Source organism: Mesorhizobium sp. M7A.F.Ca.CA.001.10.2.1 (assembly GCF_003998575.1).
In the GTDB taxonomy this organism is placed as follows: domain Bacteria; phylum Pseudomonadota; class Alphaproteobacteria; order Rhizobiales; family Rhizobiaceae; genus Mesorhizobium.
Genome location: NZ_RZQY01000086.1, coordinates 1 through 14,212, shown reverse-complemented (window position 1 = coordinate 14,212; position 14,212 = coordinate 1). Strand labels below are relative to the sequence as shown.

14 protein-coding genes, 1 tRNA gene and 1 riboswitch are annotated in these 14,212 nt (G+C 62.9%); of the genes, 12 read left to right on the top strand and 3 right to left on the bottom strand.

The features are described from left to right. Positions 1–78: 78 nt before the first annotated feature. The 6 genes from mce (at position 79) to EN964_RS08460 (ending at position 6,551) form a co-directional block, all read left to right on the top strand. Entirely contained in the window at positions 79–483 is a 405-nt protein-coding gene (gene mce, locus EN964_RS08485; protein ID WP_127267198.1) for a methylmalonyl-CoA epimerase, read from the top strand. Continuing rightward, positions 480–764, top strand: coding sequence for a DUF1467 family protein (locus EN964_RS08480; RefSeq protein WP_127267197.1), 285 nt, complete (start codon positions 480–482; stop codon positions 762–764). Before mce ends, EN964_RS08480 begins: the two co-directional genes overlap by 4 nt. A 653-nt stretch (positions 765–1,417) precedes the next feature. Then, on the top strand, positions 1,418–2,746 hold the full coding sequence (gene proS / locus EN964_RS08475) for a proline--tRNA ligase (RefSeq protein WP_127272306.1): 1,329 nt from the start codon (positions 1,418–1,420) through the stop codon (positions 2,744–2,746). Continuing rightward, on the top strand, positions 2,743–4,029 hold the full coding sequence (locus EN964_RS08470; protein WP_127272305.1) for a lipoprotein-releasing ABC transporter permease subunit: 1,287 nt from the start codon (positions 2,743–2,745) through the stop codon (positions 4,027–4,029). The genes proS and EN964_RS08470 overlap by 4 nt, the downstream gene beginning before the upstream one ends. Further along, entirely contained in the window at positions 4,026–4,709 is a 684-nt protein-coding gene (locus EN964_RS08465; protein ID WP_174800360.1) for an ABC transporter ATP-binding protein, read from the top strand. Before EN964_RS08470 ends, EN964_RS08465 begins: the two co-directional genes overlap by 4 nt. Before the next feature lie 591 nt (positions 4,710–5,300). After that, on the top strand, positions 5,301–6,551 hold the full coding sequence (locus EN964_RS08460; RefSeq protein ID WP_127268002.1) for a site-2 protease family protein: 1,251 nt from the start codon (positions 5,301–5,303) through the stop codon (positions 6,549–6,551). A 21-nt stretch (positions 6,552–6,572) separates the two neighbouring features. Here EN964_RS08460 and lipB read toward each other — a convergent pair whose 3' ends face one another. After that, complete coding sequence (gene lipB / locus EN964_RS08455) at positions 6,573–7,316, bottom strand: lipoyl(octanoyl) transferase LipB (RefSeq protein WP_127268001.1); 744 nt, start codon at positions 7,314–7,316, stop codon at positions 6,573–6,575. Positions 7,317–7,551: 235 nt separating this feature from the next. On the opposite strand from lipB, the gene EN964_RS08450 reads away from it, so the two are divergent. The 3 genes from EN964_RS08450 to EN964_RS08440 all read left to right on the top strand — a co-directional run bounded on the left by EN964_RS08450 (position 7,552) and on the right by EN964_RS08440 (position 9,789). Then, positions 7,552–7,636: transfer RNA gene (locus tag EN964_RS08450), tRNA-Leu, on the top strand. Between the two features lie 190 nt (positions 7,637–7,826). Then, positions 7,827–9,245 (top strand): magnesium transporter, encoded by a 1,419-nt coding sequence (gene mgtE / locus EN964_RS08445; protein ID WP_127268000.1) that lies wholly within the window; start codon positions 7,827–7,829, stop codon positions 9,243–9,245. A 157-nt stretch (positions 9,246–9,402) separates the two neighbouring features. Next, on the top strand, positions 9,403–9,789 hold the full coding sequence (locus EN964_RS08440) for a MerR family DNA-binding transcriptional regulator (protein ID WP_023685221.1): 387 nt from the start codon (positions 9,403–9,405) through the stop codon (positions 9,787–9,789). A gap of 190 nt (positions 9,790–9,979) precedes the next feature. On the opposite strand, the gene EN964_RS08435 is transcribed toward EN964_RS08440, so the two are convergent. Together EN964_RS08435 and EN964_RS08430 are read right to left on the bottom strand one after the other, a co-directional pair. Continuing rightward, positions 9,980–10,456 carry an isoprenylcysteine carboxylmethyltransferase family protein gene (locus tag EN964_RS08435; protein WP_127267999.1) on the bottom strand — a complete coding sequence of 159 codons (477 nt, stop codon included), beginning with the start codon at positions 10,454–10,456 and terminating at the stop codon, positions 9,980–9,982. Then, positions 10,453–11,451 carry a heparan-alpha-glucosaminide N-acetyltransferase gene (locus EN964_RS08430; RefSeq protein ID WP_127267998.1) on the bottom strand — a complete coding sequence of 333 codons (999 nt, stop codon included), beginning with the start codon at positions 11,449–11,451 and terminating at the stop codon, positions 10,453–10,455. The genes EN964_RS08435 and EN964_RS08430 overlap by 4 nt, the downstream gene beginning before the upstream one ends. Positions 11,452–11,673: 222 nt before the next feature. On the opposite strand from EN964_RS08430, the gene EN964_RS08425 reads away from it, so the two are divergent. The 3 genes from EN964_RS08425 to EN964_RS08415 all read left to right on the top strand — a co-directional run bounded on the left by EN964_RS08425 (position 11,674) and on the right by EN964_RS08415 (position 14,158). After that, on the top strand, positions 11,674–12,873 hold the full coding sequence (locus tag EN964_RS08425) for an MFS transporter (RefSeq protein WP_127267997.1): 1,200 nt from the start codon (positions 11,674–11,676) through the stop codon (positions 12,871–12,873). A 65-nt stretch (positions 12,874–12,938) separates the two neighbouring features. Further along, positions 12,939–13,136: riboswitch (cobalamin riboswitch) on the top strand. Between the two features lie 35 nt (positions 13,137–13,171). Beyond that, a complete protein-coding gene (locus EN964_RS08420; protein WP_127267996.1) occupies positions 13,172–13,351 on the top strand; it encodes a CbtB domain-containing protein in 180 nt (59 codons plus the stop codon). Positions 13,352–13,366: 15 nt separating this feature from the next. After that, complete coding sequence (locus EN964_RS08415; protein WP_127272673.1) at positions 13,367–14,158, top strand: CbtA family protein; 792 nt, start codon at positions 13,367–13,369, stop codon at positions 14,156–14,158. Positions 14,159–14,212 lie beyond the last annotated feature (54 nt).

Here is a 14,212-nt window from a genome sequence, read left to right as displayed (position 1 = left end):
GTACGGGAGTAGGGGAGTAGGAAGAGCAAACAGCTGACATATCTGTCTTTTCCCCTACTCCCCTACTTGGGAGTGCCAATGCTCGGACGTCTGAACCATGTCGCGCTTGCCGTGCCGGACCTTACGGCTGCCGTCGCTGCCTATCGCAACACGCTGGGCGCGGAAGTGACGGCGCCGCAGGCGCTGCCGGAGCATGGGGTGACGGTGGTGTTCGTCAATGTCGGCAACACCAAGGTCGAACTTCTGGAGCCTTTGGGCGAGGGATCGCCGATCGCCGCCTTCCTGGAGAAGAATCCTTCCGGCGGCATGCACCACCTTTGCTATGAGGTCGACGACATACTGGCCGCGCGCGATCGGCTCAAGGCCGCCGGCGCCCGCGTGCTGGGCGACGGCAATCCGAAGATCGGCGCGCACGGTAAGCCGGTGCTGTTCCTGCATCCGAAGGATTTCTTCGGAACGCTGATCGAACTGGAGCAATCATGAGCTGGGTTTCGTTCACCGCCCTGTTTTTCGCGACCTGGTGGGTGGTGCTGTTCGCCGTGCTGCCGTTCAGCGTGAGGACGCAGGACGATGATCGTGACGTGACGCTGGGCACGGTTCCGAGCGCGCCGCGCGGTCCCCACATGCTGCGCGCCGTGATCCGCACCACCATCGCCACCGCGATCCTGATGGGCATTTTCTATGGCCTGACGCATGGGCTTGGATACAGCCTCAACGACATCCCGCACATCGTGCCGGAATTCAGCCAAACCTTAGCCAAATAGCCGGCCCCGGCCCAAGAAGATTTGTCCGGCAAAGACGTTTTCATCCTTCGGAACAGCTTGGTTCCAGACAGGGATGCCGTGCCGTTTTGCGGCCGGACGAGCGCTGACGCTGGGTAAGGTGGTTTGGCAACGCGTTGCGCTAAGCAGATGATTGCACAAAAAAAATGCAAGGCACGAGGCCTTGCAATTTAAACGCGTCCGATCTGTTTCCGGTTTCCGGCGGCAGCGAGTAACCGCGCCTAGATCGCATCCTCCCAAGACTTTGACCGCGTAGGAGAGCAGATTTTTTTCTACCCTCTCGGTTATCGAGGTACATTAGCCTAAGGCGAATGAAAATGTCACGAAGAATTTTGCCTTGAAACGGGCATTCTCGTGCTGCACTGCACAATAGTGTGGCAGGCGTTGCTTGGCGAACGATCATCAAGACGCGCGCGGTGACCGGGAGGCCTTGCAGCGCCGTGGGTCTTCTGGGCGGGCGAAGGACGGTGCGACGCTTCTGATCCCGGCTATCCCGTGCTTTCTGAAATCGATTGCCGCTTTTCGGGCCGAAGCGTCCGGGTTCCCATTCCGCCTTGAAATGGCTATGAAGCCGGGTCAAGCAAGCCAAAGTCGCGCCGATTCTGGCGCGGCCCTCCTCACTCACGGACCTGTCCATGCGTTTGTCGCGCTATTTCCTGCCGATCCTCAAAGAAAACCCGCGCGAGGCCGAGATCGTCTCGCACCGGCTGATGCTGCGTGCCGGCATGATCCGCCAGCAGGGACAGGGCAGTTTCTCGTGGCTGCCGCTCGGCAAGCGGGTGCTGGACAAGGTCTGCCGCATCATTCGCGAGGAGCAGAACCGCGCCGGGGCGCTGGAAATCCTGATGCCGACCATCCAGTCGGCCGATCTGTGGCGCGAAAGCGGCCGCTATGACGACTACGGCAAGGAGATGCTGCGCATCAAGGACCGGCAGGACCGCGACATGCTCTACGGCCCGACCAATGAGGAAGTGGTCACCGAGATCGTCCGCGCCTATGTGAAATCCTACAAGGACCTGCCGCTCAATCTCTACCACATCCAGTGGAAGTTCCGCGACGAAGTGCGGCCGCGCTTCGGCGTCATGCGTTCGCGCGAGTTCCTGATGAAGGACGCCTATTCCTTCGACCTCGACTTCGAGGGCGCCAGGGCGGCCTACAACAGGATGTTCGTGTCCTATCTCCGGACTTTTACGCGCATGGGGCTGCAGGCGATACCGATGCGGGCCGACACCGGGCCGATCGGCGGCGATCTCAGCCATGAATTCATCATCCTGGCCGACACCGGCGAGAGCCAGGTCTATTGCCACCGCGACTATCTTTCGCTCGATGTGCCCGGAGAGAAGACCGACTTCGCCAATGCCGCCGAGATCGGCGATATCGTCAAGACCTGGACGACACCCTACGCGGCCACCGACGAGATGCACGACGAGGCGGCGTGGGAGAAGATCGGCGAGAGCGACAAGGTTTCGGCGCGCGGCATCGAGGTCGGCCACATCTTCCATTTCGGCGACAAATACTCCAAGCCGATGGGCGCCAAGGTGACCGGGCCCGACGGCAAGGATCATTTCGTCTCCGGCGGCTCCTACGGCATCGGTCCGTCGCGGCTGGTCGCGGCGATCATCGAAGCCAGCCATGACGACAACGGCATCATCTGGCCGGAGGCGGTGGCTCCGTTCGACATCGGGCTGATCAACATGAAAGCGGGCGACGCCGAGTGCGACCGCGTCTGCGACGAGCTGCATGCCGCTTTCGTCGCCGCCGGCAAGGACGTGCTCTACGACGACACCGACCAGAGGCCCGGCGGCAAGTTCGCCACCGCCGACCTGATCGGCCTGCCCTGGCAAGTGATCGTCGGGCCGCGTGGTGTCGCAGCCGGCGAGATCGAGATCAAAAATCGCAAGACCGGCGAGCGCGAGACGCTGCCGATCGCAGACGTGAAGAAGCGCTTCGGTGTCGCCGCATGAACGAGGCGGTGGCGGCAAGACCGGTCGGCGCCGGACCCTTTTCCATCTTCGAGCGCATGGTCGCCTGGCGCTATCTGCGTTCGCGGCGCAAGGAGACGGTGATCTCGGTGATCGCCTCGATCTCGTTCCTCGGCATCATGCTGGGCGTCGCCACGCTGATCGTGGTCATGGCGGTGATGAACGGTTTCAGGGCGGAGCTTTTGACGCGCATCCTCGGCGTCAACGGCCACCTGATCGTGCAGCCGCTCGATTCGCCACTGGAGGACTACGCGCAGGTCGCCAGCCGCATCAACGGTGTGTCAGGCGTCAAATACGCCATCCCGCTGATTGATGGCCAGGTGCTTGCGCAAGGCAATGTCGGCGGCGGAACCGGAGCGCTGGTGCGCGGCATACGCGGCGAGGATCTGAGCAAGATCGCCATCGTTGCCAGCAACATCAAGCAGGGCTCGATCGCCGATTTCGACTCTGGCGACGGCGTTGCCATCGGCAAGCGCATGGCGGAGAATCTCGGCCTGACGCTTGGCGATACCATCACCTTGATTTCGCCCGACGGCGACGTGACGCCGATCGGCACCACGCCGCGCATGAAGGGTTACAAGATCGCGGCGATCTTCGAAGTCGGCATGTCCGAATATGACACCTCCATCGTCTACATGCCGTTTTCCGAAGCGCAGCTCTATTTCAACATGGACGGGCGGGCGCAGACGATCGAGATCTATGTCGACAATCCAGACGATGTCGATGCGCTGAAACCGAAGGTGGAGGAGGCGGCGCAGCGGCCGATCGACATGGTCGACTGGCGCCAGCGCAACGAGACCTTCTTCTCCGCCCTGCAGGTCGAGCGCAACGTCATGTTCATGATCCTGACGCTGATCGTGCTGGTGGCGGCGCTGAACATCATCTCCGGCCTGATCATGCTGGTGAAGGACAAGGGCCACGACATCGCCATCCTGCGCACCATGGGGGCGTCGCGCGGCGCCATCCTGCGTATCTTCCTGATGACGGGTGCGGCGATCGGCGTGACCGGCACGCTTGCCGGTGTGCTGCTCGGCGTGCTGATCTGCACCAACATCGAGTCCATCCGCCAGTTCTTCTCATGGATGACCGGCAAGGTGCTGTTCAATCCGGAGCTCTATTTCCTCAGCCAGTTGCCGGCGAAGATGGATCCGCGCGAGACGACCTATGTCGTCCTGATGGCGCTCGGCCTGTCCTTCCTGGCAACCGTGTTTCCGGCATGGCGCGCCGCGCGCCTCGATCCGGTCGAAGCCTTGAGGTACGAATAGTGGCAGAGGTCATTATCGAGCTGAAGAGCGTCGAGCGGCACTATGTCCAGGGGCCGCGCAAGCTCACCATCCTGAACGGTGCCGATTTCTCGCTGAAGCGCGGCGAGATGGTGGCGCTGGTGGCGCCGTCGGGCACCGGCAAGTCGACCCTGCTGCACACTGCCGGCTTGCTGGAGCGTCCCGACGCCGGCGACGTCATCCTGGCCGGCCGTGCCTGCGGGCGGCTCTCCGATGACGAGCGCACGGCGATCCGCCGCAACGATGTCGGCTTCGTCTACCAGTTCCATCATCTGCTGCCGGAATTCTCGGCGCTGGAAAACATCATGATGCCGCAGCTCATCAAGGGGCTCAGCCGCAAGGACGCGGCCGAGCGCGCGGCGCAGCTGCTCGATTACATGCAGATCGGCAAGCGCGCGTCGCACCGGCCGTCCGAACTCTCCGGCGGCGAACAGCAGCGCGTCGCCATCGCGCGTGCGGTCGCCAATGCGCCGCTGGTGCTGCTGGCCGACGAGCCGACCGGCAATCTCGACCCGGTCACCGCGTCTTATGTGTTCGAGGCGCTGGCGGCGCTGGTCAAGCAATCGGGCCTCGCGGCGCTGATCGCCACCCACAATCACGAATTGGCATCGCGCATGGACCGGCGCGTCACCCTGGCCGACGGCAAAGTGGTGCCGCTTTAGTCTCTGATGTCGTCATCCTAGGGCGAAGCTCCGCGGAGCGGAGCGTAGACCCTAGGATCCATGCCGTTACTTTCGAGACAAATGCAGGGGTCGAGGATATGCGACCTCTATCAGAGGCGATAATTCTGCACCGTAGCATCGCCCCTGGTCACGGCATGGATCCTAGGGTCTGCGCGCGTCGCTCCGCTCCTTGCTCCGCCCTAGGAGGACGATGCGATGGCTAATCGCAAAGGCTTCGGTCAGCCCACGTAGCACCGTCGCTCGCCCCTCAACCCTTTCTTAACCCTGCCGATTTGATCGCCCGAAAATTCCGGAGGCGGCCGCATCGTGCCCGTTGACTTTGAAACAAAATTAGAACAAAATGCGAACATATCAACAACAGGAGAGAGTTATGACCGATCTGGTTCAGGATGTCATCTCACTGGTTTGCATGAGCACGTTCCTTGTTTCCATGGCGATCTGGATCGGAGCCATGTGATTTGGCGGCGTTCGCCGCCGCTGTTCCTACGCGGTGGAAGGCCGTTCCGCCGTTAAGCTTTTCTTGCCGCCGTAACGTTAGGGTACCCCGGCAAGACAGGGAGCAACGTCCAGGTGTCGCCCATAGTCACGGCCATTCTGGTGGCCAGCAATCTCGGGCTGATCTTTCTGTTGATGACCGTGCCGCTTGGTCTGCGCACGGTGCGGCTGACCCGTCTGGTGGCGATGGACCGCCAGCGCCTCTGGCAGGCGCTGTGGCCGCTCGGCAGCGATGCCGGCTGGTCCGGTGAGATCCTTTCCGCCGAGGCGCCGGACGGCGAGGGCGTGGCCCGCATCACGCTGTCGTGGGAAGGTCGCGACGGCAAGCCGATCGAACGCAGGTCGCGGTTTGAAGACGTCGTCGAAGGTATCAGCTTCTCGATGCGTGTCATCGAGGACACCGCGCTCGATGCTTCGTTCTGGAAGGACTTTTCCGAAACCGCCGAACTCGTTTCCGAGGGCAACGGCACGCGGGTGACGCTCAGCCAGACGGATCGCTATCGCGGCGTCGCCTTCCTGGTGTTCCGCTATTTCGCCCTGCGCCGCGAACTCTCCAAGCTGCAGCGCTGGGCGCGGACCGGGCAGTATCGCAAGGGCGGTTGGTTCGAGCATCCGCTCAGCCAGGTTGGCTTTGCCGGGCTTTCGGCGCTGATCCTGTGGCCATTCTTCGGCCTTCACTTCGGCGGCCTGGCACTGGCCGCGATCCTCACATCGGTGGTCGCCCTGCATGAGCTTGGCCATATGGCGGCGTTCCGGCTTATGGGCCACAACCGGGCACGGATGATCTTCATTCCGCTGCTCGGCGGCATCGCCATTGGCGGGCGGCCCTATGACAGCCGTTTCGAGGTGGCTTTCGTGGCGCTGATGGGCGCCGGCTTCTCCGCATTCCTGGTGCCGGTTGTGATCGCTGCCAGCACCTTTGCCGGCGCGGAAGGCCACCGGCTGGCGGCGGCCCTGCTGGCGACCCTGGCGGGCTTCGCCGCACTGTTCAACATCGCCAATCTGGTGCCGGTGTGGAAGTTCGACGGCGGTCAGGTGCTGCGCCAGATCTGTCCGGGACCGGTCGCACTGGCGCTGGCTTCCTTCTTCCTGCTCTCGGCTTTCCTGGCTGTCGGTTGGCAGGCCGGCTTTTCCTCCAATTTCCTGCTCGCGACGGGAGCGGTGTTTTCGATCCTCAGCCTGCTGACGATGAGCAGCGGGGTCAAGCCGCGTTACGAGCTGAAGCCGATCCGCACCATCGACCGCCTCGCCATGGCCGCGGCGTTGCTGGCGGTGTTCGCCATCCATGGCTATGGCGTGTTGTGGGCCTCCGCCCAACTGATTTGAGCCGTACCGGATCCGGAAGGATCAGCCCGCCTTGCGCTCGGCTTCGACAGGCAAGACCGTGGCGGGACCGAACACATCCTCGAAGGCGGATTTCAACGCGAGATCAAGGTCGGCCATTCCCAGGGGAAGGCCGAGATCGACGAGGCTGGTGACGCCGTGGTCCTGCACGCCGCAAGGCACGATGCCGCTGAAATGGTCGAGATCGGGCTCGACATTGATGGCGATGCCATGAAAACTCACCCAGCGCCGCAGCCGGATGCCTATGGCCGCGATCTTGTCCTCGGCCGGCGAGCCGTCCGGCAGGGCAGGGCGATCCGGCCGCACGACCCAGACGCCGACCCGGTCCTCGCGGCGTTCGCCCTGCACGTTGAAGGCGGCGAGCGTGCCGATGATCCACTGTTCGAGCGCCGCGACGAAGGCGCGGACGTCCTCACGCCGCCGCTTCAGATCAAGCATGACATAGGCGACCCGCTGGCCCGGCCCATGATAGGTGTATTCGCCGCCGCGGCCGGCCGCAAATACCGGGAAGCGGCTGGCGTCGATCAGATCCTCGCCGCGAGCGCTGGTGCCGGCCGTGTAGAGCGGCGGGTGTTCGACCAGCCAGACCATTTCGCCGGCAGCGCCGCTGCGGATCGCCTCGGCGCGCGCCTCCATGAAGGCAAGTGCTTCGCGATAGGCGGTAAGGCCGGGCTCGATCAGCCATTCGACCGGTGCTGAACCGGGGAGCGGCAGGAACGACGTGGCGATCTGGCTGCGTTCGGGCATGGCGTATCGTCTTTTCGCTTATGCATGTCGCGTCCCAAAACCGCCTCGCACCTTTGGGTGACATCAACTTGCCTTCCATATGGCGATATCAGGCGCAAACGTCCAGTTCCGGCGCTGCGTTCGGACCCTGTGGAGCATTATGCCAATCGCCTGACATTATTGCTTGCCGTGCACTTGTTTCGCCGGAAACGATTTGCTACACGCCGCGAGCCGGTCGGTTCCGGCTCTACCACGTGCGGTCGTGGCGGAATTGGTAGACGCGCAGCGTTGAGGTCGCTGTGGGGCAACCCGTGGAAGTTCGAGTCTTCTCGACCGCACCATTTTCCTTCCCAGATCCCGATTGTGCAAGCTCCGCCCGCTGCGGGCCGGGCGCATTTCGTTTGATATTCCCGCGCTTTACGCCACTTTCTTTTTGAGCGTCGGATTCTCCCAAAACCGGTTTCCCCTTTGGGTCCGATGCTCTAGACCTGATTTGCACCTTTTCCGGGATTCTTGTGGCGGGAGGCGCTGGTGGAAGGCGAGCACGAACGGACGATTGGCGCCAGGGCCGCCGAGGAGCACCACGCCGACATCTATGGCGAGGACGGCGCCGTGCTTTCGTCCTTCCTGGCGCGGATTGGCGCGGCGATCGCCGACCGCGACACGCTGACCCTCAAGCATGAAGTCGACGACCTGCACCAGTCGGAACTCGGCGACCTGCTCGAGGCGCTGCATCCCGAACAGCGCCACGCGCTGGTCGAGCTCCTGGGCGCCGATTTCGACTTCTCCTCGCTGACCGAGGTCGACGAGGCGATCCGTATGGAGATCGTCGACAGTCTGCCCAATGCGCAGATCGCGCAGGCGGTACAGGAGCTCGATTCCGACGACGCCGTCTACATTCTCGAAGACCTCGAGAAGGAGGATCAGGACGAGATCCTGTCGCAGCTGCCGTTCACCGAGCGGATCAGGCTGCGCCGCTCGCTCGACTATCCCGAAGAGACGGCCGGCCGCCGCATGCAGACCGAGTTCGTCGCGGTGCCGCCGTTCTGGACGATCGGCCAGACCATCGACTACATGCGCGACGACCAGAATCTGCCCGAGCGCTTCAGCCAGATCTTCGTCATCGATCCGAGCTTCAAGCTGCTCGGCGCCATCGACCTCGACCAGATCCTGCGCACCAAGCGTTCGGTCAAGGTCGAGGAAGTGATGCACGAGACGCGGCACGCCATTCCGGCCACCATGGACCAGGAAGAGGCTGCACGGGAATTCGAGCAGTACGATCTTTTGTCGGCCGCTGTCGTCGACGAGAACGAACGGCTGGTTGGCGTTCTGACCATCGACGATGTTGTCGACGTCATACAGCAGGAGGCCGAAGAAGACTTGATGCGCATGGGCGGCGTCGGCGACGAGGAGCTTTCCGACAGCATCTTTTCGACCTCGCGCTCACGCGTTCCGTGGTTGCTGATCAACCTTCTGACCGCGTTCCTGGCGGCGTCGGTGATCAGCCTTTTCGACCGCACGATCGAACATATCGTCGCACTGGCGGTGCTGATGCCGATCGTCGCCGGCATGGGCGGCAATGCCGGCTCGCAAACCATGACCGTCACCGTGCGGGCGTTGGCGACCAGGGATCTCGACATCTACAATGCCGGCCGCATCATTCGCCGCGAGATGGGTGTCGGCTTCATCAACGGCATCGTCTTCGCCATCCTGATCGGCATCGTTGCGGCAGCCTGGTTCCGTGACCCCAATCTGGGCGGCATCATCGCGGCGGCGATGATCATCAACATGTTCGTGGCCGCTCTGGCCGGCATCCTGATCCCGCTGCTGCTCGATCGTTTCAAGATCGATCCGGCGGTCGCTTCGGCAGTTTTTGTCACCACGGTTACCGACGTCGTCGGCTTCTTTGCATTTCTCGGCATTGCCACGTGGTGGTTCGGTGTGCCCTGAAGGCATGCCTTTTGGCTTAATTGACTTTTACGTAAATGCCGTGCGAGGCTTGCGCGGGGCGCCATGTCGATTCCGGCATGGCATGGGTTTTGGTTCGGGACATAAGGGCGACGCCGGCATGGCGATCGCCCCTTGGTTTCGGCGTGCGGGAGTGGCAATGCGAGAATATTATTCGATCACCGAGTTGACCCGCGAGTTCGACGTGTCGACGCGGACGCTGCGCTTTTACGAGGACGAAGGGCTGGTGCAGCCGGTGCGGCGTGGCCGCACGCGGCTGTTTCGCCCCTCCGACCGGCACCTCATCCGTCAGATCATGCGCGGCAAGAGGCTTGGCTTCTCGATCAACGAAATCCGCGAGATCATCCAGATGTACAAGGAGCCGCCCGGCGAAGTCGGCCAGCTCAACCTGATGATCAAGCGCATCGAGGAAAAGCGCGAGGATCTCCGGCAGAAGCGCCGCGATCTCGAGGAGACGCTGGCTGAACTCGACCAGGCCGAGGAATCTTGTGTGGAGCGGCTGGTTGAGCTTGGCGTGAATACCTGAGCGGACTGGATTCTGTCGCGCGTTAGCGTTCGGAATTAGCGGAGACGTCTATTCCTTCGTCATCCTAGGGTCTCCGCGACGGAGCTGCGCTCCTGCTTCGCCCTAGGATGACGAGGTTCGCAAGACTTAGGCTAATCGCCGAAGTGTGCACCTGTCAAACCTCTCCGCGATGGAAACCAGGGGCGCCAGCTCAGATCCAGCGGCGCACGCGTTTGGCGTAGTCGCGGTACTTCTTGCCGAATTTTGCCGCCAGCACCTTTTCCTCGCCTTCGATCGCCATTTTCTGCGTGGCATAGGCGGCGATGAACGCGAGTGGCAGGAACCACACGATGCCCGAGACAAAGGCGACCCCGATCAACAGCAGGGTGTTGGCCAGATACATCGGATTGCGGGTGATGCCGAAGGGACCCGTGGTGACCAGGTGATCGGGCACAGCGTTCGGGTTCAGCGTGGTCTTGGCGCGGACCATGGTGCGGATCGCGGTGACCCAGAGCGCGGCGACGGCAAACAGCGCCACCCAGCCGGTGGCGAAAAGAATATCGCCCAGGAGGTCACCGATCCAGGGCAGGGGATAGAGCAGGCCCAGCGCGATGCTGATGGCGATGGCGGCGGTGTAGATCAGCGGCGGCCACGGTATGAGCCCCGGCTTCGGCTGGTTCTCGGTCATTTGACCCCTTCCTCCATCAACTTGCTGTCGGTCTTGGCGGTACACATGCCGGCGAGATCGGACAGATGCGTCTTCCATTCCGCAGTCTGGTCGTTGTTGTAGAGCCGATCAAGCGTTGCCTCGCCCTCGAGCGTATCGAGCATGCAGACACAGTAGCTCGTACAGAACTCGGTGTCGCGCGACTGCTCGCAGGACAGCTGGCAGGTTTTGAGGAAATTCACCTGCGGGGTTTCGACCTGTGCCGGCATGATCTGCGAGAACAGCCACATGCAGCCGATCAGCAATGGCTGGTGGATCAGGTAGAACGCCAGGCTGTGCCGGCCGATAAAGACCAGCGGGTTGGCCCAGCGACCGGGCGCCAATTCGGCAAGCCGGGCAAGTACGCCTGAACCGGCGGCAAGTTTCGTCACCGCGATGCCCGCAAGCACGGCGCCGAACCATGGAAACAGCGGAACGTAGTCGTTGGAGCGTGGATTGTTCGCCGACAGGCCGACCCACCACAGCCATGGGTGATCGAACGCCTCGAGGCGCAGATAGACAGGCGCCGCGATGACGAGCGCGGCGACGACAAGCGTCAGCAGTGCCGGCAGCCGCAGAAAGGCGAGGCCGAGCAGGCTGGCCAGCGCGATCTCGTGCAAGATGCCGAAGAAGATGAATCCATCCGGCGTGGCGATACGGGTGACGACCGATATCGCGATCGCGGCTCCCGCGACCATGGCGAACCGCTTCCAGAAGCCGTTCCAGCGGATTTGTCGGCCATGGGCGAGGTACAGACTGACGCCGACCAGGAACAGGAAGGTCGAAGCGATGCAACGCGCGTAGATCTTCCACCAGCCGAAGGCGGTCAGGCCGGGATCGGTGTAGCCGAAGAACTCCAGATCCCAGGTGAAATGGTAGCTCGCCATGGCGATCAGCGCGATGCCGCGCACGATGTCGATAGCGACGATGCGCTTTGGTCGATCCGGAACGGGTGCGGTCGGCGTTTGGATGCTCATGGTCTCGCATTCTGATTCAGCCCCGCTGGAGGACTATCACGGTTGCCCGGCACAAAAGAAGACCGGCAACTCTGCCGACAACCCGGATCAGCCGCGGCATTGGGCCAGTGCAGGGAAGCCTTTGGCCGGCTTCGCTTTTGCCGGATGCGCGTCGGTTTCCTCTTATTGGCGCTGGGATCGCCACGTCAGATTTGACCCGGTGAATCTGCTTCGGGGAAAGCAATGTCCACCCATGTGCGCCATCCAATCTGGCTGCCGGCTCTCAAGGCCGCGGACGCGCGCACCTTCGCGTCGCTCTATGCGGTCGAATCCTTCGCCCGCGCCACGGTGTCGAGCGTCATCCCGATCCAGGCCTACGAGATCCTGCACAACGAGCAGATCGTGTCGATGCTCTACACAGTCGTGGCGATGCTCGGGCTGTCGGTGACATTGTTCATGCCGATGCTGATCCGCCGTTTTGCCCGGCGCTGGGTCTACACGGCAGGCGCCTGCCTGCTGGCCGTCGGCTCGCTGTTCTTCGTCACCGACACGCTTGCCGGGCAACTGGCCGGCATGCTGTGCCGGGTGATGGGCGCCAGCGCGCTGTCGATCACGCTCAACCTCTACATCATGGACCACATCCGCAAGACCGACTTCATGCAGGCCGAATCGCTGCGCATGGCGTGGTCGATGCTGGCCTGGACCGGTGGGCCGACGCTCGGCATCTTCCTCTACACGCGCTTCGGCATCTATGCCGCGCATGGTACGGTCGCGGTGTTCGCGTTTGGCCTGCTGGCGCTGTTCTGGACCTACCGCCTCGGCGACAACCAGTCTATCCGTCCGGGCAAGACGCGCCCCGTCAATCCGCTCGCCAATATCGGCCGCTTCGTGGCGCAGCCCAGGCTCAGGCTGGCTTGGCTGATCGCCTTTGGGCGCTCCTGCTTCTGGACGACGTTCTTCGTCTATGGGCCGCTGTTCATGGTCATCACAGGTGAGGGCAAGCTGGCCGGCGGCCTGCTGGTTTCGGCCGGCAACGCGCTGTTGTTCATGGCGATTTTCTGGGGCAAGGCAGGAAAGCGCTTTGGTGGCCGCGGGACCATGACATTCGCCTATTTCGCCATGTCGGCCGCGCTTTTGGCGGCGGGCTTCGTCGGCGAAACCGTGCCGCTGCTTACCGGCGCCTTCCTGCTCTGCGGTGCCTTCTTCACCATTGCGCTCGACGCCCTCGGCTCGACCGCCTTCATGCGCTCGGTGCGCTCCTATGAAAGATCTCAGATGGCAGCGGTCTACCGCACCTATCTCGACTTTTCCGAGTTGACGCCGCCGCTGGTCTATTCAGTGGCGCTGGCCTTCTTCGGCCTGGGCTCGGTGTTCGTCACGCTCGGTCTGCTGGCGGCGGTCTGCGGCTTTGTGACGTGGCGCTATCTGCCAAAATCACTTTGACCTTCATGGCGCATTCGCAATGGTCACCGGCGGAATTTGGTTTGCCGGAAGCGAGGATTCTGCCTATAGTCACCGGTGTCGCCGGTTCCATTTTGGAGCCAAGAGGGAATGCGGTGAGGGCGAATTTCGCCCAATGCCGTGGCTGCCCCCGCAACTGTGTGCGGTAGTCCTCTCCATAAACCACTGAGGATTTTTTCTTCGGGAAGGTGGGGAAGGACGCTGATCCGTGAGCCAGGAGACCTGCCGGCGACAGGAAACTGACTTCGATGCCCTCGGGTGGAGGGCGAAAGGACAAGACATGACTACCGCTTCCGTCTCCCTCGGCACCTCCGTCTCCTCGCAGTCGCGCTTCATGCAGCTCGCTCTTGCCGCGCTGCTCGGCGTTTTCGTGATGGGCTTTGTCGGCTTCTCGCATATCGATGCGGTCCACAATGCGGCTCACGACTATCGCCATTCGATGGCGTTTCCCTGCCACTGACGAGGGGCTGACATCATGAACCTGTTTCGCAACGTCGTGTTCATCGCGGCGATCGCAGGGCTCGTGGCCGGCGTCGTCCTCGCCTGCCTGCAAGCCTATGCCACCGTGCCGCTGATCCTGAAGGCGGAAGTCTACGAACAGGCGGGCGGCGGGCATCACCATGACCATGCCGCTCCGGCCGCAACGGATAGCAATGCCATGAGCACAACTGCACCGGCGGGAGATGCCATGAGCTCTGCTGCCCCGGCGGCGGAAGCCGCTCCGGCAGACGAAGGCTGGGCGCCGGCAGATGGTTTCGAGCGTTTCGCCTTCAGCGTGCTTGCCAACATCGTCACCGGCATCGGCTTCGCCTTGATCCTGGTCGCGGTCTCCGAATTCGCCGGCGGCATCGGTGGCTGGCGCCAGGGCGTGTTCTGGGGCCTGGCCGGCTTCGCCGTGTTCACGCTGGCGCCTGGCCTCGGCCTGCCGCCGGAACTGCCGGCCATGCCGGCCGCCGATCTCACCCAGCGCCAGATCTGGTGGTGGGCGACGGTGGCGGCAACCGCTGCCGGTCTCGGCCTGATCGCGTTTCGCAAGTCGCTGCCGCTGGCGATCCTTGCCGTCCTTTTGATCGTCGTGCCGCATGTTGTCGGTGCACCGCAGCCCGACAGTTACGAAACGGCGATTCCGGAAGGGCTGCATCACCAGTTCGTGGTGGCGGTGACCGTGACCAATCTGGTGTTCTGGCTGGTGCTCGGCGCGGTCGTCGGTGTGGTGCGTGGCCGCTTCACCGGCACCGCGACCAGCCTGCGCGACAGCTTTGCCTGATCGCAAGACACTGACCTTCCTCATCGGCGGTGCGCGCTCCGGCAAGAGCGCGCA